Genomic DNA, 21,500 nt, shown 5'->3' with positions numbered 1-21,500 from the left:
GGGCAGGACGTCGCCGTGCCCGTCCGTGGAGGTGCGCCGCCGACGGGCACGGCGGCCTACGCCGGGCGCACCTCGAGCACGTGCACCCCGGCGTCGGTCGGGACGTCGCGGGTGAGCCGCAGCCCGGCCGCCTCGCACAGGGCGGCGTACTCCGCGGCGGTGCGCTCGCGGCCGGGCAGCAGCACCAGCACGTGCAGGTCCATCCGGACGGCGGCCGGGTCGTCGGCGGCGCGCTCCGGCAGCACCGCCTCCACCACCAGCAGCACCGAGTCCGGCCGCATGGCCGTCCGGCACACGGTGAGCACCCGGCGGGCGGCGTCGTCGTCCCAGTCGTGCAGGACCCGGGACAGCAGGTAGGCGTCGGAGCCGGCCGGCACCTGCTCGAAGAAGTCGCCACCGACCGCGGGCAGGTCCGAGCCGGCGACGACCTCCGGCCGGTCGAACAGCAGCACGTCGGCGGACGGCGCGCGTCCCCGGACCGCCCGCAGCAGCAGGCCGGGCCCGCCGCCCACGTCGACCACCGAGGCGAAGCCGGAGACGTCGTAGGCAGCCACCACCGCTCCGGCCTCCCGAGTCGACCGGTCGGCCATCGACGCGCGGAACGCCGCCAGCCGTGTCGGCTCGGCCGCGAGCGCGTCGAAGAAGGGCTGTCCCTCCGCGAGCTCGAACGGCGTCCCGCCGTCCCGCACGGCGGCGAGGAGCCCGGCGGCCGGCCGGTAGTAGAGCCCGCCGCGGGCGGCCACCGTGCCCTGGAGCGAGTCCGGCACCCCGGGCCGCAGCAGCTCGCCGACCGGGCTCAGCCCGAAGCGACCGTCGGGCAGCTCGTCCAGCACCTCCTCGGCGGCCAGCCCGCGCAGCACCCGGTGCAGGGGGCCGGGCACGGCGCCGAGCTCCCGCGCGAGGTCGGCGGCGCTGCGCGGACCGGCGGCCAGCGCGGCGGGGACCCCCAGCGCGACGGCGACGTGCAGCAGCTGGGTGATCAGATAACCGTCGGCGAGCCGGGCCAGCCGGTCGGCTGCGGAGCCGGGCACGACGGCATGGTGGCACCGCCCCCAGCGGGCGGACAACGCACTCAGCGGCGGGGGCGGGCGCGCACGTGCATCCGCTCGCCCTGCGGACCGAACAGGCCCAGCACCTCGGCGGGCTCGTCGCCCGGGTTGCCGATCCAGTGCGGGGTGCGGGTGTCGAACTCGGCGACCTCCCCGGGGCCGAGGACGACGTCGTGCTCGCCGAGCAGCAGCCGCAGCCGGCCGGAGAGCACGTACACCCAGTCGTAGCCCTCGTGCGTCTGCAGCTCGGGCTCGCCGCCCGGGGTGTGCGGCGCGTAGACCATCTTGAACGCCTGGATCCCGCCCGGACGCCGGGTCAGCGGGACGACGGTCAGGCCGTGCGTCGCGGTGCGCGGCCGCAGGTGCACCCGCGGGTCCCCGGTCTCCGGCGCGCCGACCAGCTCGTCCAGCGGCACCTGGTGGGCGCGGGCCAGCGGCAGCAGCAGCTCCAGCGTCGGCCGGCGCTGCCCGGACTCCAGCCGGGACAGCGTGCTCACCGAGGTGCCGGTCTCCTCCGACAGCTGCACCAGGGTGAGCCCGCGCCGCTGGCGCAGCGCGCGCAGCCGCGGGCCGACGGAGGTGAGCACCGCGTCGGTCGCCTCGTCGTCCGCCATGCCCGCCATTTGCCGGGCCGGCAACGCGGTTCGTCAAGTCGGCGTCACCCTGGGGACGCTGTCGGGCATGGAGCACGCAGCACACCACGGCCACGGCGAGATGCGGTTCGACGAGGCCTCCTGGGAGGAGCGCTACGGCGCGGCGCCGGCGCTCTGGAGCGGCCGGGCCAACCCGCAGCTGGTGGCCGAGGCCGCGGGCCTGACGCCGGGCCGGGCGCTGGACGCCGGCAGCGGCGAGGGCGGTGACGCGCTGTGGCTGGCCGGCCGTGGCTGGCAGGTGACCGCGGTCGACTTCTCCACCGTCGCGCTGGCCCGCGCCGCCGCGCAGGCCGACCGGCTGGGCGTCGACGTGGAGTGGGTGCACGCCGACCTCACCCGCTGGGCGCCGCGGACGAGCGCCTTCGACCTGGTCTCGGCGCAGTACTTCCACCTGCCGCCGCCCGACCGCGACTCCGCGTTCGCCCGGCTGGCCGCCGCCGTCGCGCCGGGCGGCAGCCTGCTCGTCGTCGGGCACCGGCCCAGCGAGCTGCACACCGGCACGCCGGAGATGTTCTTCACGGCCGAGCAGGTCGCGGCGCCGCTCGACCCGGAGGCCTGGGACGTCGTGGTCTGCGAGGACCGCCCGCGGACGGCGGCCGGCCCGGCCGGGCACGAGCTGCCCGTCACCGACACCGTGCTGCTGGCCCGCCGCCGCGCCTGAGGTCAGGGCACCGGGACGGTGACCCTGGCCTCGTGCGGCCCGCCGCAGTCCGCGCTGCCGCCGACGCGCACCCACGCCAGGACGACGCCGACGGCCGGCAGGGCCCGCGCGCCGCTCACCCACCACGGCGGGGCAGCGGCTCGACCGAGGCCAGCACCGTGCCGTCCGCAGCCAGGACCTCGACCGTCGCGGTCCCCTCGGGGACGGCCTGCACCGCGAGCCCGTCGTCGAGCGGCAGCTCGGCCAGGGGCGTGCCGTTCCCGTCGACCACCCGGGCGGTGACGGCCGGGGACGGCGCGACGAGGGCCAGCGTCCCGGTGGCGGGGTCCCACAGCGCGGCGGGCAGCCCGGGCTCGGTGACAGCCGGCGCGCTCCACAGCCGCAGCTCGTCCGGCGCGGCGCCCGGTGGGCCGGCGAACCAGGCGAGGGCGACCGAGCCCATGCCGAGCTCCCGCTCGAGCTCGTCGTCGTCCACCAGCGGCGGCGGCACGGTCAGCGGGCGGGTCACCAGCGCCCAGCGCCCGCCGGGCACGTCGCCGGCGAAGAGCACCTGCGACCCCGCCGGCGGAGGGGCGGCCGCGCGGGCACCCGGATCGCTCCAGGACAGCTGCCGCACCGCCTCGACGAACTCCGGGTCGTCGGCGAGCGAGCCACGGGTCGGTCCGTCGCCCGAGGCGGGCAGGTCGTGCACGTCCGGCGCCTCGGCCACCGCGGTCGCCGGCTCTGACGACGGTGCGTCCCGCACCAGCACCTGGCCCACCGCCACCGCGGCCACGACCACCGCGCCGACCGCGCCCAGTCGCAGTTGCGTCCGGCGGCGGGCCCGGTGCCGGTGCTCGACCACCGCAGCCAGGTCGGCGCGCGGCGGCGGTGCGGTGGCGTCGGCGAGGGCGGTCAGGCGCGCCCGCAGCTCGTCGTCCCTCACCGCTCCTCCCCGCCGGCCGGCTGCAGCGCGGCGAGCGCGGCGCGCAGCCGGGCCAGGCCACGGGCGGTCTGGGTGTTCACCGTGCTGGGCGAGCAGCCCATCAGGTCGGCGGTCTGCTGCTCGGAGAGGTCCTCGAAGTAGCGCAGCACCACCGCCGTCCGCATCCGGAGCGGCAGCTCGCGCAGGGCGGCGCGCAGCTCCTCGTCGCCGTCCTGGTGCGGTGCCGCCGGCCGGTCGGGCACCGACTCCACCACCTGCTCGGTGGTGGACAGCCGGCGCCGCCAGCTCGCATGGGTGGTGACCAGCACCCGGCGCACGTACGCCGAGGGCGGGCCGGACCGGCTGATCCGGTCCCAGTGCCGGTAGGTCTTGAGCAGGGCGGTCTGCACGAGGTCCTCCGCGTGTCCGCGGTCGCCGGAGAGGAGGACGGCGAGGCGCAGCAGGGCGCCCTGCTCCGCGGACACGAAGTCCGCGAAGCCCCGGTCCCCGTCGCCCACCCGCGCCTCCTCTGCCGGCCTCCTGACCTCTCCACGCGGCGAGGCCTGCCGCAGACCCACAACGCCGGGTCCGCGTGCGGGAGGGTGCTCAGCATGTCCAGGTTCGTGGAGCTGAGTCACGAGATCTCCGCCGGGATGGTGACCTATCCCGGCCTGCCCGCGCCGGAGGTGACCCCGCACCTGACCCGCGAGGCCTCGCGGGAGGTGTACGCGCCGGGCACCGAGTTCGTCATCCACGCGGTGCGCATGGTCGGCAACACCGGCACCTACCTCGACAGCCCGTACCACCGTCACGCCGACGGCGTCGACCTCGCCGGGCTGCCGCTGGAGAAGCTGGCCGACCTGCCGGCGCTCGTCGTCCGCACCGCCGGCTCCGGCCGTCGGGCGGTGACCGTGGACGACCTGGGCGGGCTGGACGTCGCCGGCTGCGCGGTGCTGCTGCACACCGGTGGGGACGCCGCCTTCGGGACACCGGAGTACGCCGTGGACGCGCCGTTCCTCGCCGGGGACGCGGCGCGGTGGCTGGCCGACCGCGGTGCGGCGCTGGTCGGGATCGACGCGGTGAACATCGACGAGGTCACCGAGCGCGGGGAGCGGCCGGCGCACACCGTGCTGCTGGGTGCCGGGATCCCGATCGTCGAGCACCTCACGGGCCTGGACCAGGTGCCCGGCACCGGCGCCCGGTTCACCGCGGCCCCGCCCCGCTTCGCCGGGGTCGGCACCTTCGCGGTGCGCGCCTACGCGCAGCTGCCGGACTGACCCCGGCTCAGGCGGGCGGCGCGAGCTCGGCCAGCGCGGAGGCGACGTCGTCGTCGCGCACGAATCCCAGCGCCAGCAACCGGTGCACGAGCACGCCCCGGCGGGTCAGCCGCAGGTCGGCCGGGCGCAGCCGGGGCAGTGCCGCGCCGCCGGGACGAGGCTGGGCCGGCGGCGGGTCGAGCAGGCCGGCGCGCTGCAGGTCGGCGACGTCCTCGCGTGCGCCCCACGCCGTCCACCCGCGCGGGTCGTCGGCCAGCGGGGTCATCGGCAGCGGCACGCGGTCGCGGCGGCCGACGCCGGCCAGCAGCACCAGCTGCCGCCAGGTCAGCCCGGCGGCCAGCGCCAGCGCCCGCTCGACCAGCGCGGCGTCCAGGTCGGGGGAGGAGGCCACCTCGGCCAGCAGGTAGCCCAGGTGCCGCACCCGCCGCTCGTCGTGCGAGCCGCGGGCGGCGGCCACCACGGCCTCGGTGACGGCGTCGGCGGCCGAGCGCCCGCCGGACCGCGGGGTGAAGACGCCGTCGGTGCGCACCGGGCGCCCGCCGTGGGCGAGGGTCACCGCGTGCTCGACGGCGAAGGCGAGGACGGCGCCGGCGCGGGCCCGCTCCCGGGGGACGGCGATCCCCGCCGCCTCGTCGGCCGCCGTCCGCAGGCACCGGGCCAGCCGGTCCTCGAGGCGCACCGCAGCCCGGCCGGCCGGGTCGGGGTAGACGAGGGTGGCGGCGTTCCGGCTCATGGTGCCCGCGACCGCCGCGCCGTCCTCGATGAGGGTGCGGCCGGCAGCAGCAGGGTCCTCGGTCACGGTCACGCCGCCGATCCTCGTCGCTGGCCGGGCCGGTGCGCACGCTGGTCGACCACGGCCTCACCACAGCGGGGGTGCGCCGGTGAGCACAACGGAACACGAGATCTGCCCGGCAGCAACGGTGGGGGAACGACGGGCCGCCACCGTTCTGGCCCATGGCCGCCCCCACACCCACCACCAGCCAGCGGACCGCGCCGGTCGCCGTTCCGACGCGCCCCGGTCGCTGGATCGACGACTGGCGCCCGGAGGACCCCGCCTTCTGGGAGTCCGCAGGCAAGCCGGTCGCCCGCCGCAACCTCTTCTTCTCGGTGTTCTCCGAGCACATCGGCTTCTCGATCTGGAGCCTGTGGTCGGTGCTCGTGCTCTTCCTGCCCGAGGCCGTGTACGGCATCGACCCGGCCGGGAAGTTCCTGCTCACCACGCTGCCGACGGCGCTCGGGGCGTTCGTCCGGCTGCCCTACACCTTCGCCGTCGCGAAGTTCGGCGGGCGCAACTGGACCATCGTCAGCGCCGCGCTGCTGCTGCTCCCCACGATCGCCACGGCCGTCGTCCTGGAACCCGGCGTGGACTACACGACCCTGCTGGTCGTCAGCTGCCTGGCCGGCGTCGGCGGCGGCAACTTCGCCAGCTCCATGGCCAACATCAACGCGTTCTACCCGAACCGGCTCAAGGGCTGGGCGCTGGGCCTCAACGCCGGCGGCGGCAACCTCGGCGTGCCCGTCGTCCAGCTGGTGGGCCTGCTCGTGCTGGCCACCGCGGGCGTGCAGCACCCGCGGCTGGTGCTGGTCGTGTACATCCCGCTGATCGTCGTGGCCGCCGTCGGCGCGGCGCTGCTCATGGACAACCTGTCGACGGCGCGCAACCAGCCGCGGGCCATGCGCGAGGCCACCCGCGAGCCGCACACCTGGATCATGTCGTTCCTGTACATCGGCACCTTCGGCTCGTTCATCGGCTTCGGGTTCGCCTTCGGCCAGGTGCTGCAGAACCAGTTCACGTCCGACTTCGCCACGCCCCTCGCCGCGGCCTCGCTGACCTGGCTCGGCCCGCTGCTGGGCTCGCTGATCCGCCCGCTCGGCGGCTCGCTGGCCGACCGCTTCGGCGGTGCGCGCATCACCTTCTGGAACTTCGCGGCCATGGCGGTCGGCGCCGCGATCGTGTGGTCCGCCAGCCAGGTGGGGTCGCTGGCGCTGTTCGTCGTCGGCTTCGTGTCGCTGTTCGTGCTCAGCGGCATCGGCAACGGCTCCACCTACAAGATGATCCCGGCGATCTTCCGCACCCAGGCCCAGCAGCGGGTGGCGGCCGGCAAGGACTCGGCAGCCGCCGACCGGCACGCGCTGCGCATGTCCGGCGCGCTCATCGGCATCGCCGGCGCGGTCGGGGCCTTCGGCGGCGTGCTGGTCAACCTGGCGTTCCGGCAGTCGTTCCTGACCACCGGCACCGGCGACTCGGCCTACCTGGTGTTCATCGCCTTCTACGTGGTCTGCCTGGCGGTCACCTGGACGGTCTACCTCCGCCCGCAGGCCCGCATGTCGGGCGTGTAGCCCGGTCGAGATCGCGCGGTCTCGCACGCTCCGGACCCCGGACCCGTGCGAGATCGCGCGATCTCGCCGCGTCAGACCGCGAGTCGGTAGCCGCGCTTGACCACGGTCTCCACGACGCCGGGGCCCAGGGCGGCCCGCAGCCGGGTCACGGCCATCTCGACGGCGTGCGCGTCCCCGCCGCCCGGCAGCCCCGCCACGAGGTCGGTCTTGGGGACGACGCCGCCCGGCCGCGCGGCCAGCGCCCGCAGCACCGCCATCGGGCCCGGCGCCAGCTCCACCACGCGGCCGTCGAGCAGCGCGGCGTGCCCGCGAACCTGCAGCTCCCGTCCGCCCACGCGCAGCACCGGGGTGCGCTCGGGCAGCCGGGCCACCACCTCGCGGGCCAGAGCGCCGAGCCGGGCTCGCTCGGGCTGCACCGACGGGACGCCCGCGGCGTCGAGGGGGGCGGCGGTCACCGGGCCCACGGCCACCGAGAGGACGCCGGAGGTGAGCGCGGCGACCAGCTCGGCCCGCAGACCCAGCTCGTCGGCGACGGTGAGCAGGCTCGCCGCGGCCGGGGCGCTGGTGAAGGTCACCGCGTCGACCGTGCCGGCCACCACGGAGCGGACCAGACGGCGCACCGGCTCGACGTCCTCGGGCAGCACCCAGCGGTAGACCGGCACGGTGAGCACCTCGGCGCCGGTTGCCCGCAGCGCCGAGACGAAGTCCGGCAGGGGGTCGCCGTGCAGCTGGACGGCGATGCGGCGGCCCTGCAGCGATCCCTCGGCCCCCGACAGCAGGTGCTCGAGCACCTCGGCCGACGACTCCGACGGCGGAGACCAGGCGTCGACCAGCCCGCCGCCGCGGATGGCGCCGCGCGCCTTGGGGCCGCGGGCGAGCACGCGGGCGTCGCGCAGGTGCTCGACCAGGGGGAGGTCCCAGGCATCTGCGGCCTCCAGCCACCCGCGGAAGCCCACGCCGGTGGTCGCCACGACCAGGTCCACCGGCTGCGCCAGCACCTCCCGCGTCGCGGCGACCAGCTCGGCGTCATCGGCCAGCGGCACGATGCGGATCGCCGGCGCGTAGACGACACGTGCGCCGCGGCGGGCCAGCAGCGCACCGAGCTCCTCGCGCCGCCGGGCCGCGGTCACCGCGACGGTGTACCCGGCCAGGGGCAGCGGCGCCTCGGTCCCGGGCGGGGCCTCGGGTAGGACATCGGTCACGGTTCCCCCTCGTCGACGGCGCTCGCGACCATGGTGCGTCGTCCCCGTTGCGGGGGTGTGTCCTGCCGGGGTCGGCCGGCTCACAGTGCACACCGGCCTGGGACCATGGAGCCGTGCCCCCTGCCGTCTCCGCCGTCCCCCGTCGGTGGCGGCTGCTGTGCGCCGCGGCTGCCGTCGTCGTCGCCGCCGTCCTCACCTACGTGGGGGTGACGCTGCCGCAGAACGCGACCGGCGTGGCGCGGTTCACCGTGGCCGACCAGGTCGCCGTCGTCGGGCTCGGCCTGGTGCTCGGCGCCGGCCTGCTGGCGCTGGGCCGCCCGCGGGTGGACGCCGACGAGCGGGGCATCCGGGTGCGCAACCTGTTCGGCGAGCGCACGCTGTCGTGGACGGCGGTGCGCGCCGTCCGCTTCGACCGCCGGTTCCGCTGGGCGACGCTGCTGCTCACCAACGACGACGAGTTCGCCGTGCTGGCCGTCCAGGGCGCCGACGGTGACCGCGCGGTCGAGGCCGTCGAGGGGCTGCGGGCGCTGCTGGCCGCCCACCGCGCGCAGCAGCCGCCGCCCCCGCCCTCCCCGCCGCTGCTCTACGAGGACTGAAGAAGGACCACCCTCCTTCCTACCAAGCTCGGCGCGGGCCCCTGGAGGGTGGTCGTTCCAGGACCTCACCAGGGGCCGCGACGGGGAATGACGTCGCCTGCCGCGACGCTGTAGTATCTGCGTGCCTCCCCGCTACACGAGGCGCGCGAACCACTGAGCGGCCCCGCCCCGGGCCGCTCGACCAAGAGGAGCCCGCTCCCACCTGGCGCCGTCGAGGCGTCCAGGTCCCGGATCGCGGAGCCCGGCCACCGGCCGGGCCCGCGGCGTGCACGAGCCCCCGGGCTCGGCGCACCCCGGCGAGTGGGCCCCACGAGCAGTTGCTCGTGGGGCCTCTCTCATGTCGGCGTCCGGTGCCGGAGCGAGCCCCTCCCCATGCAGCAGCAGAGGAGAGGCCATCACCGAGCCCCGTATCAACGACCGTATCCGCGTCCCCGAGGTCCGCCTGGTCGGACCCGAGGGCGAGCAGGTCGGCATCGTGCCGATCGGCGAGGCGCTGCGCCTGGCCCAGGACTCCGAGCTGGACCTCGTCGAGGTCGCGCCCATGGCCCGACCGCCGGTCGCCAAGCTCATGGACTACGGGAAGTTCAAGTACGAGTCCGCCCAGAAGGCCCGCGAGGCCCGGCGGAACCAGGCGCTCACCGTCATCAAGGAGATGCGGCTGCGCCTGAAGATCGACCCGCACGACTACGAGACCAAGAAGGGCCACGTCGAGCGCTTCCTGCGGAGCGGCGACAAGGTCAAGATCACCGTGATGTTCCGCGGCCGCGAGCAGTCCCGGCCGGAGATGGGCTACCGGCTGCTGCAGCGGCTGGCCCAGGACGTCTCCGAGCTCGGCGTCGTGGAGAGCAACCCCAAGCAGGACGGCCGCAACATGGTCATGGTGATCGCCCCGCACCGGAACCAGGCCGCGACCGACGGCGCCCGCCGGCAGGCCAAGGCCGACAGGGCCGCCGAAGGGCAGGCCCCGCAGGCCTGAAGAAGGACCCTCCTGCCCCCGCCACTCGCGAGCTCGCGGCGGGGCCCTGCAGGAGGGCCGAGGACCGCACCACCAGACGCACCGGCGCCGTGACCGGGGGACGTCGCGGCAGCTACCGAGCTGCCGCGACGTCGACGTGCCACGACGCCGCCACACACGATCGAGGACCGAGGACATGCCGAAGCAGAAGACGCACAAGGGCACCGCGAAGCGCGTGCGCGTGACGGGGAGCGGGAAGCTCATGCGCGAGCAGGCCAACAACCAGCACAAGTTCGAGCACAAGTCCTCGCGTCGCAAGCGTCGGCTCGACCAGGACCAGGTCATCTCCCCGGCCGACACCAAGAGCCTCAAGAAGCTGCTCGGGCTCTGAGCGCCCCCTAGACGAGAAGGAGCCCTTCCGTGGCACGCGTGAAGCGGGCGGTCAACGCCCAGAAGAAGCGTCGGACGGTCCTCGAGGCCGCCAGCGGCTACCGGGGCCAGCGGTCCCGGCTGTACAGCAAGGCCAAGGAGCAGCTGCTCCACTCGGCCACCTACCAGTACCGCGACCGCAAGGTCCGCAAGGGTGACTTCCGCAAGCTGTGGATCACCCGCATCAACGCCGCGGCCCGGCAGAACGACATGACCTACAACCGCTTCATGCAGGGCCTCAAGCTCGCCGGCATCGAGCTCGACCGCCGCGTGCTCGCGGAGCTGGCCGTCAACGAGCCGGCCGCTTTCGCCGCGCTGGTGGAGACCTCGCGCGCCGCCGTCGCCGCCGTCCCGGCCGGCGGCCAGGCCGCCTGAGCCCGGCCAGCAGCACCCGCGACGCCGCCGGCGTCCGGCCCACGACGGGCCGGCGCCGGCGGCGTCGTCGTGTGCACGGGTCCCTGCCTCCTGCCGAGTTCGCGTGATCTCGGCGCGCAGGGACCCCGGTGGCGTCGACATCGCGTGATCTCGCCCCAGCAGGAGGACGACGAACGGTGACCGAACCGCTGACCGAGCGCTCCGCGCGGGTGGCGGCCGCACGCAAGCTGACCCGGCGGGCCAGCCGCGACGCCGCGGGGCTGTTCCTCGCCGAGGGCCGGCAGGCCGTCGCCGAGGCGCTGGCCGACCCGGCCGGAGTCCGCGAGGTGTTCGCCACCGAGACCGCCGCCGCGGCGCACCGCGACCTGCTCGCGGCCGCGCCGGTGCCGGTGCGGCTCATGACCGAGAGGGCGGCCGCGTCGCTGTCGGAGACGGTCACCCCGCAGGGCCTGGTCGCGGTCTGCGCGCTGCGCGACGTGCCGGCCGACGTCCTGGTGGACGCGCCGCCGTCCCTCATCGTGGCGCTCGCCGAGCTGGCCGACCCGGGCAACGCCGGCACCGTGCTGCGCACCGCGGACGCGTGCGGCGCCGGGGCCGTGGTCTTCGGCGCGGGGTCGGCCGACCCGTACGGCGGCAAGGCGGTGCGCTCGAGCGCCGGCAGCCTCTTCCACGTCGACGTCGTCCGGGGGGCGCCGCTGCCCGAGCTGCTGCCGCGGCTGCAGGCCGCCGGTGTCACCGTGCTCGCCGCCGACGGTGGGGGAGAGGCAGCCCTCGAGGAGCTGGGTCCCGAGCTCGCCGGCCCGGTGCTGTGGCTGTTCGGCAACGAGGCCCGCGGCGTGCCCGCCGACCTGGCCGCGCTGGCCGACACCCGGGTGCGCATCCCGATGCGCGGGCGCGCCGAGAGCCTCAACCTGGCCGCCGCCGCGGCGATCTGCCTCTACACCACCCAGCTCGCCCAGTAGGAGGACCCCGTCCTCCCCACCCCTCGCACGCTCAGAGCGGCCCCGGGCCGGGGCCCTGCAGCAGGGCCGGCGTCGAGGGCAGGGGCCTTCACCGCGTCGCGTACATCCGCATGTCGGCCGAGTGCAGCAGCGCCGGGAAGTCGGCGCCGTCCTCGGGCCAGATGCTGACCCCCACGCTCGCCCGGACGACGACCCGCTGGTCGCCCAGCGCCACCGGGCGGGCCACCGCCGCGGCGAGCTCGTCGGCGATGCGCCGCGCCTCGGTCGCCGCCGTGGCCTGGGGCAGGCCGGTGAGCGCCACGAGGAACTCGTCGCCGCCCAGCCGGGCCAGCAGGTCGTGGCGGCGCAGCCGGCCGCGCAGCCGGTCGGCGACCGCGACCAGCAGCTCGTCACCGGCCGCGTGGCCGAACCGGTCGTTGACGCCCTTGAATCCCGCCAGGTCGACGAACAGCAGCGCCACCGCCTCGTCCCGGGCCCTGGCGTTCCAGAGCGCGGTGTCGACCTGTTCGGCCAGGCGCCGCCGGTTGGGCAGGCCGGTCAGCGGGTCGGTGTAGGCCAGCTCCTCGATGCGGGCCAGGTAGCTGCGGGTGCGGTCGCGCTCCTGCACCAGCGCCCGCTCGGCCTCCACGCGGGCGGTGACGTCGACCTGGACGCCGATGTAGTGCGTGACCGTGCCGTCGGGACCGGTCACCGGCGCCAGGTGCAGCTCGTTCCACCAGGTCGTGCCCGCCGGGCCGCGCTGGTTGAGCATCGTCACCCGGCACTCCTCGCCGGCGTCGACCGCGCGGCGGACGGCGGCGACGGCCGCGGGGTCGGTGTCCGGGGTCTGCAGGAACCGGCAGTTGCGGCCCAGCAGCTCGCTCTTCGGCAGCCCGGCGAGCCGCTCGAAGGCCGGGTTGACGTAGACGAGGGGCTGGTCGGGCAACCGGACGTCGACGATCGACACACCGCTGGGGGTGGCCGCCAGCGCGCCGTGCACCAGGGTGTCGCCGGTCGCGCTGACCAGCACCCCCACGTCGAACCGGTCGGCCGCGGGCAGGGTCGGGACGGCCGGCGGGGCAGGGACGGTCGCGGGGCCCGAGGGCAGCGGCTCCTGACGCGGGGCGACCCGCGCCAGCAGCGCCGCGGTCGCCCGGACGACGGTGTCGCGGTCGTAGGTGAGGGCGTAGGCGAACCGGCGCTGGGCGTCGGGGCCGTCGTCCCCCAGGTCGCGGGCGAGCAGCGCGGCGGAGAAGTGCGGGCCGAGCACGGTGACGTCCCACTCGCCGCGGACCGGGTCCGCCGGGTCGAGCGCGGCGCCGCGCAGGCCGGGGAGCGGCTCGACCGGCAGGTCCTCGCCGAGCGCGCACACGAAGCCGGTGCGCTCGACCAGGTCGCGGTAGCGCAGCGTCGTCGCCGGCGTGAAGTGCCGGGCCTCCTGGAAGGTGGCCGCCACGACCGAGGCGGCGCCCAGCCGCAGCGCCTCGCGCTCGAGCTGCTTGGACAGCTCGATGAGCAGGGCCTTGGGCGCCTCGCGCAGCGGGACGTCGATCGGCAGGCAGGCGAACGGCGAGACGTCGGCGTCCTCGCTCACGGTGTCGGGCAGCTGCGAGGGCAGCACCAGCGAGCCGTGCACCGCACCTTCGACCGGGCCGGGGCCGGGGCGGCCGAACGACCAGCCCTGGCCGAGCGTCGCGCCCAGCGCGCGGGCCATGGCCAGGTGGGCCTCGTCCTCGATGCCCTCGGCCAGCACCACCGAGCCGGTGCGCTCGGCGTGCGCGTTGACCGCGTTCATGATCTCGGCGATCGCGGGGCCGGGGCGCTCCTGCACCAGCCGCAGGTCCAGCTTGACCACGTCGGGGCGCAGCAGCGGCATGAACGCCAGAGACATCGCCTCGGCGCCGACGTCGTCCACCGCGACGCCCCAGCCGACCGAGCGGACCCGCTCGACCGTGCGCAGCAGCTCGGCCGGGCGGGTGGCCAGCGCCCGCTCGGTGATCTCCAGGACCACCCGCAGCCCGCCCGGGGCGGACTGCCCGATGGCGAGCAGGTCCTCCAGGGGCGCGCGGTCGAGCACCTCCGGCTCGACGTTCACGAACAGCGTGAGCGGTGCCTGCAGGCCGGCGTCCAGCGCGCCGGTGAGCGCCGCAGTGCGGCAGGCGGCGTCCAGCTCCGCGAGCCGGCCGGCCTCGCGAGCGGCCGCGAAGAGGGCGTCCGGGCGCTCGAGCGGGCCCTGCGGCCCCCGGGCCAGGGCCTCGTAGGCGACCACGCGGCCGGTGTCGAGCTCGACGATGGGCTGGAAGACGCTGCGCACCGTCCCGTCGCGCAGGACGTCGTCGATGCTCCTCGCGGGAGCGGCAGGAGTGCTGGTCACCTCCTCCCATCGGACGTCGGGACCCCGCGTTGAGCGGGGACGACGGTGGACTCGCCCGATCGGGGGAGGCTCAGGCCGGCAGCGCGATGAGGACGACGGCCGCGCCGGCCGCCGCCAGTCCAGCCGCCTGCGTCGCGACCAGCCGCTCGCGCAGCACGACCTGCGCCAGGACGACGGTGCTCACCGGGTACAGCGAGGCCAGGATGCCGGTGATGGCCAGCTGGCCCTGCTGGGCGGCCAGCAGGAACAGTGCGTTGGCCGTCATGTCCCCGATGCCGCCCAGCACCACCACGGGCAGCACCCCGCGGGGGACCGACAGCGGCCGGGAGGCCAGCCGCGCGACCAGGACCACGGCCAGCAGCGCGACCACGCGCGCGGCCACCAAGGGGCTGAGCTCGGCGGCCTCCCGGGTGCGGTCGAGCAGCACGAAGAACAGGCCGAAGGCCACGCCGGAGGCCAGCGCGGGCAGCAGATCGGCCGGCCGGGCGGTGCGCAGCGAGCCCAGCCCGTCCTCGGCCGCCACGAGGACGACGGCGACCAGGGCCAGCGCGATGCCCACGACCGCCAACGACCCGATCCGCTCGCCGAGCAGGAGGCCGCCGAGCACCGGCAGCGCGGCCGCCGACACCGCGGTCACCGGGGCGACGACGCTCATGACGCCCTCGGCCAGCGCCCGGTAGAACAGGACCAGCCCGGCGGCGCCCGCCAGTCCGGCCGCGGCGCCCCAGGCCAGGTCGGTGCCGGTGGGGTCGCCGCCCAGCCACGGCAGCAGGGCGCTCACCGCGAGGAGCCCGGCGAGCTGGGCGAGGGCCACGACGGCGAACGCGGTGGCCCGGCGGACGGCCAGCCCGCCGCAGAAGTCGGCCGCGCCGTAGACCACCGCGCTGGCCAACGCGAGCAGCCCCGCCATCTCGCCCTCCTCATCCGGCCGCTCGGACGCGCCACCAGCTCGTGCAACACCCAACACGGGACCGGCTTCCACGGCCGGGGCGGGTTGGCGCTCCCGTTGCGCTGTCTGTCCCTCTTCTGGCGAGATCGAGTGATCTCGCACGTCGTGCGCCGCTCGACCGTGCGACATCGCGCGATCTCGCCGAGGGGGTGAAGCCCGGCAGCAGCGCCCGCGCGGCCCCGGGCAGAATGGCCTCCCGTGTCTGGCGCCAACGACCCCTACGACCCCAAGCAGGTCGCCGCCCTCTCACCCGAGGCCCTCGACGCCGCGGTCGCCGAGGCCCAGCGGGCGTTCGCCGGCGCCGGTGACCTCGAGCAACTGGCCGCCGTCCGCCCGGCCCACCTCGGGGACCGCGCGCCGGTGCTGCTGGCCCGCCGCGAGCTCGGCGCCCTGCCGCCGGCCGCCCGCGCCGACGCCGGCAAGCGGGTCAACGCCGCCCGGGTGGCGGTCACCGAGGCCTACGAGGCGCGCAAGGCCGAGCTGGAGGCCGAGCGCGACGCCCGGGTGCTGGCCGAGGAGCGGGTCGACGTCACGCTGCCGTGGGACCGGCTGCCCCGCGGCGCCCGGCACCCGCTGACCACGCTGACCGACCGGATCGCCGACATCTTCGTCGGGATGGGCTACGAGGTCGCCGAGGGCCCCGAGCTCGAGGCCGAGTGGCTGAACTTCGACGCGCTCAACATCGGCCGCGACCACCCGGCGCGCACGATGATGGACACCTTCTTCGTCGCCCCCGAGGACTCCGGCCTGGTGCTGCGCACGCACACCAGCCCGGTGCAGGCGCGCACGATGCTCTCCCGCACCCCACCGATCTACATCGTGGCGCCGGGCCGGGTGTACCGGACCGACGAGCTCGACGCGACCCACCTGCCGGTGTTCCACCAGGTGGAGGGCCTGGCGGTCGACCGCGGGCTGACCATGGCGCACCTGCGCGGCACGCTCGACCACCTCGCCCGTTCACTCTTCGGCGCCGACGCGGTCACCCGCTGGCGGCCGTCGTACTTCCCGTTCACCGAGCCGTCGGCGGAGTTCGACGTGTGGTTCCCCGAGCACCGCGACGGCCCGCGGTGGGTCGAGTGGGGCGGCTGCGGGATGGTCAACCCGCGGGTGCTGGTCGCCTGTGGCATCGACCCGGAGGAGTACTCCGGCTTCGCGTTCGGCATGGGCATCGAGCGGGCCCTGCAGTTCCGCTCCGCCGTCGGCGACATGCGGCACTTCGCCGAGGGCGACACCCGGTTCACCACGGCGTTCGGAGTTGAGCAGTGAGGGTCCCCACCGGCTGGCTGGCCGAGCACGTCGACGTCCCCGCCGGTACTCCCGTCGAGGACCTCGACGCCGCCTTCGTGCGGCTGGGCCTGGAGGTCGAGGACGTCCACCGGCCCGCCGAGGTCACCGGCCCGCTGGTCGTCGGCCGGGTGCTGGAGATCGAGGAGCTGACCGGCTTCAAGAAGCCGATCCGCTACTGCCGGGTGGACGTCGGGGAGGCCGAGCCCCGGGGCATCGTGTGCGGCGCCCGCAACTTCGCCGTCGGGGACGCCGTGGTCGTCGCGCTGCCCGGCGCCGTGCTGCCCGGCGGCTTCGCGATCGCCGCGCGGACGACCTACGACCGCGTCTCCGACGGGATGATCTGCTCGGTCCGCGAGCTGGGCATCGGCGAGGACCACGCCGGCATCCTGGTGCTGGGGGACGACGCCCCCGCCCCGGGCACCCCGGCCGGCCCGGTGGTCGGCCTGGACGACGTGGTCATCGAGCTGGCCATCACCCCCGACCGCGGCTACTGCCTGTCGATGCGCGGCATCGCCCGCGAGATGGGGACCGGCCTGGGCGTCGCGTGGCGTGACCCCGGCGCGCTGACCCCGCCGGCCTGGTCGGGTGAGCCCGCGTGGCAGGTCGCGGTCGAGGACGCCGACCGCTGCGACCGCTTCTCGATGATCGCGCTGGAGGGCCTGGACCCGACCGCGCCGAGCCCCTGGTGGATGCGCCGGCGGCTGGCGCAGACCGGCGTCCGCAGCATCTCGCTGGCCGTCGACGTGACCAACTACGTGATGCTCGAGCTCGGCCAGCCGATGCACGCCTTCGACCGCGACCGGGTGCGCGGGCCGATCGTCGTCCGCCGGGCGCGGGAGGGCGAGCGGCTGACCACGCTGGACGGCGCCGACCGCGCGCTCTCCTCCGACGACCTGCTCATCACCGACGACTCCGGCCCGATCGGGCTGGCCGCGGTCATGGGGGGCGCGTCGACCGAGATCGGCGACGGCACCTCGACCGTGCTGCTGGAGGCGGCGCACTGGGAGCCGACCGGGGTGGCGCGCACCGCCCGCCGGCACCGGCTGCCCAGCGAGGCGGCCAAGCGGTTCGAGCGCGGCGTGGACCCGGAGATGACCGTGGCCGCGCTGGCCCGCGCCGCCGCGCTGCTGGCCGAGTACGGCGGCGCGCGCGTCGTCGGCTGCCTGGTGGACGTCGACACCCGCGGTCCCCGCCCGACGATCGCGCTGGACCCCGCGCGGCCCGGCCGGGTCGCCGGCGTGCCCTACCCTCCGGCGCAGGTCACCGAGCTGCTGACCGCGGTCGGCTGCACGGTCGACGGGGACGGCCAGCTCACGGTCACCCCGCCGACCTGGCGCCCCGACCTCACCGACCCCGCCGACCTGGTCGAGGAGGTCGTGCGGCTGGCCGGCTACGACGACGTCCCCTCGGTGCTGCCCACGGCCCCGCCCGGGCGCGGGCTGACCGAGCGGCAGCGCCGGCGGCGGGCCGTCGGGCGCGCCCTGGCGGAGTTCGGCTACGTCGAGGCGCCGTCGTTCCCCTTCGTCGGGACCGCGGCCCTCGACGCGCTGGGCCTGGCCGAGGACGACCCGCGGCGGCAGGTCGTGCTGGTGCGCAACCCGCTGTCGGAGGAGGAGCCGGCGCTGCGGACGACGCTGCTGCCGGGGCTGCTCGCCGCGCTGGCGCGCAACCTGTCCCGCGGCATCCGGGACGTGGCGCTCTTCGAGCACGGCGCGGTCTTCCCCGGCGGGGAGCGGTCGGCGGCTCCGCTGCCCGGCGTCGACCGGCGTCCGGACGACGAGACGCTGGCCGCGCTGCTGGGCGCGGTGCCGGAGCAACCGTGGCACGTCGCCGTCGCGCTGGCCGGCGACCGAGAGCCGCGCGGCTGGTGGGGTTCCGGCCGGCCGGCCGTCTGGGCCGACGCCGTCCAGGCCGCGTGCCGGGTCGCCGAGGCCGCGGGCGTCGAGCTGACCGTGCGCGCGGGGGAGCGGGCGCCGTGGCACCCGGGCCGCTGCGCGGAGCTGCTGGTCGCCGGGCGCGTGGTGGGGCACGCCGGCGAGCTGCACCCGCGGGTGTGCGCGGCCCTCGACCTCCCGGCCCGGACCGCGGTGATGGAGCTGGACGTCGACGCGCTGCCGCCGGCGTCGGTGCCGGTGGGACCGCACCTGTCGAGCTTCCCGCCCGTCTTCGTCGACCTGGCCTTCGTGCTGGACGAGGCGGTGCCGGCCGCGGCGGTCGAGGAGTCGATCCGCGAGGCGGCCGGCGACCTGCTCGAGGCGGTGCGGCTGTTCGACGTCTACACCGGGCCGCAGCTGAGTGAGGGGCGCAGGTCGCTGGCCTGGTCGCTGACCCTGCGGGCGCCGGACCGGACGCTGTCCGGCGAGGAGGCCGCCGAGGTGCGGCAGCGCGTGGTGGCCTCCGTCGAGCAGGCGCTGCAGGCAGAGCTCCGTGGCTGAAGGACCCCGTCCTCCCCGTGAAGGGCCCCGCTACCCCCCACCACTCGCAGACTCGCGGCGGGACCCTGCAGGGGGGCCGATCGAGGCTCGGGGCGGGACCCGGGACGGGGCCGCAGCACTCACCGGCCAGGTCGCGCTGGTCACCGGCGCGTCGAGCGGCATCGGCCGGCACCTCGTCGAGGGGCTGGCCGCCCGGGGCATGGCCGTGGCCGGGTTGGCGCGCAACGGCGAGCGGCTGGCGGCGGCGATGGCCGAGGTCGCGGAGTCGACCGGCGCCCGCACGCTGGCCGTGCCCGCCGACGTCACCGACCGAGCGGCGGTCGACCAAGCGGTCACACGGGTGCGGGAGGAGCTCGGCCCGGTCGACCTGCTGGTCAACAACGCCGGGGTCATCGACGTGGCCGAGGAGCCGCTGTGGGAGGCCGACCCCGACCAGTGGTGGTCGGTCGTGGAGAGCCACGTCCGCGGCGCGTTCCTGCTCGCCCGCTCCGTCGTCCCGTGGATGGTGCTGCGCAACCGCGGCCGCGTCGTCGACCTCGCCAGCGGGATGAGCGTGCGCGCCCGCCCGGAGTACTCGGCGTACTCGGTGGCCAAGACCGGCTTGATGCGGATGACCGAGGCGCTGGCCGGCGCGCTCGAGGGCCTGGACGTGCGCGTGTTCGACGTGGCGCCCGGGGTCGTCGACACCCCGATGACCCGCGCGATGCCGATGTGGCGTGGCTTCACCGACTGGACGCCACCGGAGCGCGTCGTCGAGCTGGTCGCCGCTGTCGCCGCCGGGGACCTCGACCAGTGGTCCGGCCGGTTCCTGCGGGCGGGCGCCGACGACCTCGCCGTCCTGCGAGCCACCACGCCGGAGGACGCCGCCCGGCAGCTGCGGCTGCGGCCCTACGGGGACGGCGACCCGCTCGGCTGACCTCTCGCGCCGGTCAGACGACCGTGGCCAGCGCCCGCGGTGCGATGTCGACGGCGACCGGGGTGTCGGCGTCCAGCTCCACCAGCTCGCCGTCCAGCTGCAGCGGCATGGGGGCGAGCGCCGTGAACGCGTAGTGGGTGGCACTCGGTTGCGGGCCGAGCCCGCGGGTCGCCGCCCTGATGAGCGTCCCCAGGACCCGGAGCTTGCCGGTGCGCCGCTGCGTGATGACCTCGAACCGGCCGTCGTCGGGGCGGCCGCCCTCACTGAGGGTCGCGTACTTGGCCATCTCGTCGATGTTGGCGAAGACCAGGCTGTCGATCGTGCGCCGTCTGCCGTCCTCGAGCTCGATCGGGAACGGCCGAAAACGGGAGAAGGAGCGCACCACGGTCACGATCTCCCGCCACGACCCCTTCCCGCCCTCCTCCAGGTCGACGGCGACGACGGGGGTCAGGCCGACGCCGATGTAGGAGTGCGCGTACCGGACCTGCGCGGCGGTTCCGCTGCCGATGGTCAGCCGGAGCAGGTCGATCCGCCGGACCTCACCGGCCACGATCGCGTCGGCCAGCGGTCGCTCCCGCGTCACCCGACGGTGGTCGTTGGCGTTGCCGGCGGCCCGCACCGCGCACACGGCCTCGCTGTCCCCGGCCTGCATGACGCCGTCGACGACCTCGTTGTACCCGCCGTCGCCGCTCACCGAGACCAGCAGCGGACGCCCGGAACCGGCCGCCTCCCTCGCCAGGTCACGGGCGTGTCCCGCGTACCGGGTGGGGCACAGCTCCACCGGCACGGTCGGCAGCCGCCGGGCCAGCTCGGCGCGCAGCTCCCCCGCGGACCGGGGAGCGTCGCCGGTGCTGTTCGGGTTGAAGATGATCACGATCCGGTCGAACGAACTCACGTCGAGGCTCCTCGGTCGGGCGGCGCCCGTTCGACGAGGGGCCATGCCCCGAACGCGCTCCCAGTACGCGTGGCCCGACGCCGACCTGGAGGTCGTCAGCGCACGCTCGGCCCTTGCCCCGCACTGTGGGCAGGGGCTGACTCCCTGGGAACGTGCCCGCCCCCACCCCTCGTGAACAGTCATGCATGGCCGTGTATGGTCATGCATCATGAGCGAGACGCGGACGTGGACGGTCGGGGTCACCGGCGCCACCGGGTATGCCGGGGGTGAGGTGTGCCGGCTGCTGGCCGGGCACCCGTCCCTGCGGCTGGCCGGGGTGCACGCCAACTCGAGCGCCGGGCGGCGTCTGGGTGAGCTGCAGCCGCACCTGCTGCCCTTCGCCGAGCTGGAGGTGCGGCCCAGCGGCGCGGAGGACCTCACCGGCTACGACGTGGTGGTCCTCGCCCTGCCGCACGGGGAGTCCGCGACGATCGCCGCGCGGCTGCCCGAGGGCACCCTGGTCATCGACTGCGGCGCCGACCACCGGCTGAACGACCCGGCCGCGTGGGCGCGGTGGTACGGCAGCGAGCACGCCGGTACCTGGCCCTACGGGCTGCCCGAGCTGCCCGGTCAGCGCGCGCGGCTGGCCGGCGCGCGGCGGATCGCGGTGCCCGGCTGCTATCCGACCTCGGTCACCCTGGCGCTGGCGCCGGCGCTGGCCGCCGGGCTGGTGCAGCCCGAGGTCGTGGTCGTCGCGGCGTCGGGGACCTCGGGGGCGGGGAAGTCGGTGAAGCCGCACCTGCTGGGCAGCGAGGTGCTGGGCTCGGTGAGCGCCTACGGGGTGGGTGGGGTGCACCGGCACACGCCGGAGATGGTGCAGAACCTCACCCAGGTCGCCGGCGCGCCGGTGCGGGTGAGTTTCACGCCGACGCTGGTGCCGATGAGCCGGGGCATCCTGGCGACCTGCTCGGCGCCGCTGGCCGCCGGGGTGGACGAGGCGGCGGTGCGGGCGGGGTATGAGAAGGCCTACGGCGACGAGCCGTTCGTGCACCTGCTGCCCGAGGGGCAGTGGCCGACCACGGCGCAGGTGCTGGGGGCGAACACCGTGGCGCTGCAGCTGGCGGTGGACCCCGACGCCGGGCGGCTGGTGGTGGTGGCGGCGGTGGACAACCTGACCAAGGGCACCGGGGGTGCGGCGATCCAGTGCGCCAACCTGGCCCTGGGTCTGCCCGAGACCACCGGCCTGCCCGTGGTGGGGGTGGCCCCGTGAACCCACTCCACGA

Annotated in this window: 21 protein-coding genes; 12 read left to right on the top strand and 9 right to left on the bottom strand. The window is 76.0% G+C overall.

What is annotated here, in order from left to right:
- Positions 1–56: 56 nt before the first annotated feature.
- Entirely contained in the window at positions 57–1,031 is a 975-nt protein-coding gene (locus ACWIX7_RS00160) for a methyltransferase (protein ID WP_448619606.1), read from the bottom strand.
- Between the two features lie 41 nt (positions 1,032–1,072).
- Positions 1,073–1,663, bottom strand: coding sequence for a helix-turn-helix domain-containing protein (locus tag ACWIX7_RS00155; protein WP_448619605.1), 591 nt, complete (start codon positions 1,661–1,663; stop codon positions 1,073–1,075).
- Positions 1,664–1,730: 67 nt separating this feature from the next.
- On the opposite strand from ACWIX7_RS00155, the gene ACWIX7_RS00150 reads away from it, so the two are divergent.
- Positions 1,731–2,363, top strand: coding sequence for a class I SAM-dependent methyltransferase (locus tag ACWIX7_RS00150; protein ID WP_448619604.1), 633 nt, complete (start codon positions 1,731–1,733; stop codon positions 2,361–2,363).
- 115 nt (positions 2,364–2,478) lie between these two features.
- Here ACWIX7_RS00150 and ACWIX7_RS00145 read toward each other — a convergent pair whose 3' ends face one another.
- A complete protein-coding gene (locus ACWIX7_RS00145; protein WP_448619603.1) occupies positions 2,479–3,288 on the bottom strand; it encodes a hypothetical protein in 810 nt (269 codons plus the stop codon).
- Complete coding sequence (locus ACWIX7_RS00140) at positions 3,285–3,785, bottom strand: SigE family RNA polymerase sigma factor (RefSeq protein WP_448619602.1); 501 nt, start codon at positions 3,783–3,785, stop codon at positions 3,285–3,287. The genes ACWIX7_RS00145 and ACWIX7_RS00140 overlap by 4 nt, the downstream gene beginning before the upstream one ends.
- Before the next feature lie 93 nt (positions 3,786–3,878).
- Here ACWIX7_RS00140 and ACWIX7_RS00135 point away from each other — a divergent pair, with 93 nt between their 5' ends.
- Positions 3,879–4,544, top strand: a complete 666-nt coding sequence (locus tag ACWIX7_RS00135) for a cyclase family protein (protein ID WP_448619601.1) — start codon at positions 3,879–3,881, stop codon at positions 4,542–4,544.
- Positions 4,545–4,551: 7 nt separating this feature from the next.
- On the opposite strand, the gene ACWIX7_RS00130 is transcribed toward ACWIX7_RS00135, so the two are convergent.
- The gene (locus ACWIX7_RS00130) at positions 4,552–5,349 is read right to left on the bottom strand and encodes a hypothetical protein (RefSeq protein ID WP_448619600.1); all 798 of its coding nucleotides are present in this window, start codon (positions 5,347–5,349) and stop codon (positions 4,552–4,554) included.
- A gap of 149 nt (positions 5,350–5,498) precedes the next feature.
- On the opposite strand from ACWIX7_RS00130, the gene ACWIX7_RS00125 reads away from it, so the two are divergent.
- Entirely contained in the window at positions 5,499–6,884 is a 1,386-nt protein-coding gene (locus ACWIX7_RS00125) for a nitrate/nitrite transporter (RefSeq protein WP_448619599.1), read from the top strand.
- A 71-nt stretch (positions 6,885–6,955) separates the two neighbouring features.
- On the opposite strand, the gene ACWIX7_RS00120 is transcribed toward ACWIX7_RS00125, so the two are convergent.
- Entirely contained in the window at positions 6,956–8,086 is a 1,131-nt protein-coding gene (locus tag ACWIX7_RS00120; protein WP_448619598.1) for a uroporphyrinogen-III synthase, read from the bottom strand.
- A gap of 113 nt (positions 8,087–8,199) precedes the next feature.
- Between ACWIX7_RS00120 and ACWIX7_RS00115 the strand changes: the two genes are divergently transcribed.
- The 5 genes from ACWIX7_RS00115 to ACWIX7_RS00095 all read left to right on the top strand — a co-directional run bounded on the left by ACWIX7_RS00115 (position 8,200) and on the right by ACWIX7_RS00095 (position 11,403).
- A complete protein-coding gene (locus tag ACWIX7_RS00115; protein WP_448619597.1) occupies positions 8,200–8,682 on the top strand; it encodes a PH domain-containing protein in 483 nt (160 codons plus the stop codon).
- A 337-nt stretch (positions 8,683–9,019) separates the two neighbouring features.
- Positions 9,020–9,658 (top strand): translation initiation factor IF-3, encoded by a 639-nt coding sequence (gene infC, locus ACWIX7_RS00110; protein WP_448619596.1) that lies wholly within the window; start codon positions 9,020–9,022, stop codon positions 9,656–9,658.
- A gap of 175 nt (positions 9,659–9,833) precedes the next feature.
- On the top strand, positions 9,834–10,028 hold the full coding sequence (rpmI, locus tag ACWIX7_RS00105; protein ID WP_012949078.1) for a 50S ribosomal protein L35: 195 nt from the start codon (positions 9,834–9,836) through the stop codon (positions 10,026–10,028).
- 29 nt (positions 10,029–10,057) lie between these two features.
- Positions 10,058–10,441 (top strand): 50S ribosomal protein L20, encoded by a 384-nt coding sequence (rplT, locus tag ACWIX7_RS00100; protein WP_448619595.1) that lies wholly within the window; start codon positions 10,058–10,060, stop codon positions 10,439–10,441.
- A 176-nt stretch (positions 10,442–10,617) separates the two neighbouring features.
- Positions 10,618–11,403 (top strand): TrmH family RNA methyltransferase, encoded by a 786-nt coding sequence (locus ACWIX7_RS00095; protein WP_448619594.1) that lies wholly within the window; start codon positions 10,618–10,620, stop codon positions 11,401–11,403.
- Between the two features lie 88 nt (positions 11,404–11,491).
- Here ACWIX7_RS00095 and ACWIX7_RS00090 read toward each other — a convergent pair whose 3' ends face one another.
- Both ACWIX7_RS00090 and ACWIX7_RS00085 read right to left on the bottom strand, forming a co-directional pair.
- On the bottom strand, positions 11,492–13,756 hold the full coding sequence (locus ACWIX7_RS00090) for a diguanylate cyclase domain-containing protein (RefSeq protein ID WP_448619593.1): 2,265 nt from the start codon (positions 13,754–13,756) through the stop codon (positions 11,492–11,494).
- Positions 13,757–13,826: 70 nt separating this feature from the next.
- Positions 13,827–14,666, bottom strand: a complete 840-nt coding sequence (locus tag ACWIX7_RS00085) for an EamA family transporter (protein ID WP_448619592.1) — start codon at positions 14,664–14,666, stop codon at positions 13,827–13,829.
- A gap of 237 nt (positions 14,667–14,903) precedes the next feature.
- On the opposite strand from ACWIX7_RS00085, the gene ACWIX7_RS00080 reads away from it, so the two are divergent.
- Genes ACWIX7_RS00080 through ACWIX7_RS00070 form a run of 3 tightly spaced genes read left to right on the top strand, consistent with a single transcriptional unit; the run spans position 14,904 to position 19,343 of the window.
- Positions 14,904–15,971: a phenylalanine--tRNA ligase subunit alpha gene (locus ACWIX7_RS00080; protein ID WP_448619591.1), complete on the top strand. Its 1,068-nt coding sequence runs from the start codon at positions 14,904–14,906 to the stop codon at positions 15,969–15,971.
- Positions 15,968–18,427: a phenylalanine--tRNA ligase subunit beta gene (gene pheT / locus ACWIX7_RS00075; RefSeq protein WP_448619590.1), complete on the top strand. Its 2,460-nt coding sequence runs from the start codon at positions 15,968–15,970 to the stop codon at positions 18,425–18,427. The genes ACWIX7_RS00080 and pheT overlap by 4 nt, the downstream gene beginning before the upstream one ends.
- Positions 18,420–19,343, top strand: a complete 924-nt coding sequence (locus ACWIX7_RS00070; RefSeq protein ID WP_448619589.1) for an SDR family NAD(P)-dependent oxidoreductase — start codon at positions 18,420–18,422, stop codon at positions 19,341–19,343. Before pheT ends, ACWIX7_RS00070 begins: the two co-directional genes overlap by 8 nt.
- A gap of 13 nt (positions 19,344–19,356) precedes the next feature.
- On the opposite strand, the gene ACWIX7_RS00065 is transcribed toward ACWIX7_RS00070, so the two are convergent.
- Positions 19,357–20,238 carry a diacylglycerol/lipid kinase family protein gene (locus ACWIX7_RS00065; RefSeq protein ID WP_448619588.1) on the bottom strand — a complete coding sequence of 294 codons (882 nt, stop codon included), beginning with the start codon at positions 20,236–20,238 and terminating at the stop codon, positions 19,357–19,359.
- A 208-nt stretch (positions 20,239–20,446) separates the two neighbouring features.
- Between ACWIX7_RS00065 and argC the strand changes: the two genes are divergently transcribed.
- Complete coding sequence (argC, locus tag ACWIX7_RS00060; protein WP_448619587.1) at positions 20,447–21,487, top strand: N-acetyl-gamma-glutamyl-phosphate reductase; 1,041 nt, start codon at positions 20,447–20,449, stop codon at positions 21,485–21,487.
- Positions 21,488–21,500 lie beyond the last annotated feature (13 nt).

This window comes from Geodermatophilus sp. URMC 65 (assembly GCF_053502545.1).
Note: the sequence above shows the minus strand (reverse complement) of the source record. Positions and strands in the feature narration are given on the sequence as shown.

Excerpts from the sequence above, each read along its gene's own strand:
- ACWIX7_RS00135 (WP_448619601.1), top strand. The coding sequence starts at position 3,879 with ATGTCCAGGTTCGTGGAGCTGAGTCACGAGATCTCCGCCGGGATGGTG.
- ACWIX7_RS00125 (WP_448619599.1), top strand. The coding sequence starts at position 5,499 with ATGGCCGCCCCCACACCCACCACCAGCCAGCGGACCGCGCCGGTCGCC.
- rpmI (WP_012949078.1), top strand. The coding sequence starts at position 9,834 with ATGCCGAAGCAGAAGACGCACAAGGGCACCGCGAAGCGCGTGCGCGTG.
- ACWIX7_RS00085 (WP_448619592.1), bottom strand. The coding sequence starts at position 14,666 with ATGGCGGGGCTGCTCGCGTTGGCCAGCGCGGTGGTCTACGGCGCGGCC.
- ACWIX7_RS00150 (WP_448619604.1), top strand. The coding sequence starts at position 1,731 with ATGGAGCACGCAGCACACCACGGCCACGGCGAGATGCGGTTCGACGAG.
- infC (WP_448619596.1), top strand. The coding sequence starts at position 9,020 with ATGTCGGCGTCCGGTGCCGGAGCGAGCCCCTCCCCATGCAGCAGCAGA.
- argC (WP_448619587.1), top strand. The coding sequence starts at position 20,447 with ATGAGCGAGACGCGGACGTGGACGGTCGGGGTCACCGGCGCCACCGGG.
- ACWIX7_RS00155 (WP_448619605.1), bottom strand. The coding sequence starts at position 1,663 with ATGGCGGACGACGAGGCGACCGACGCGGTGCTCACCTCCGTCGGCCCG.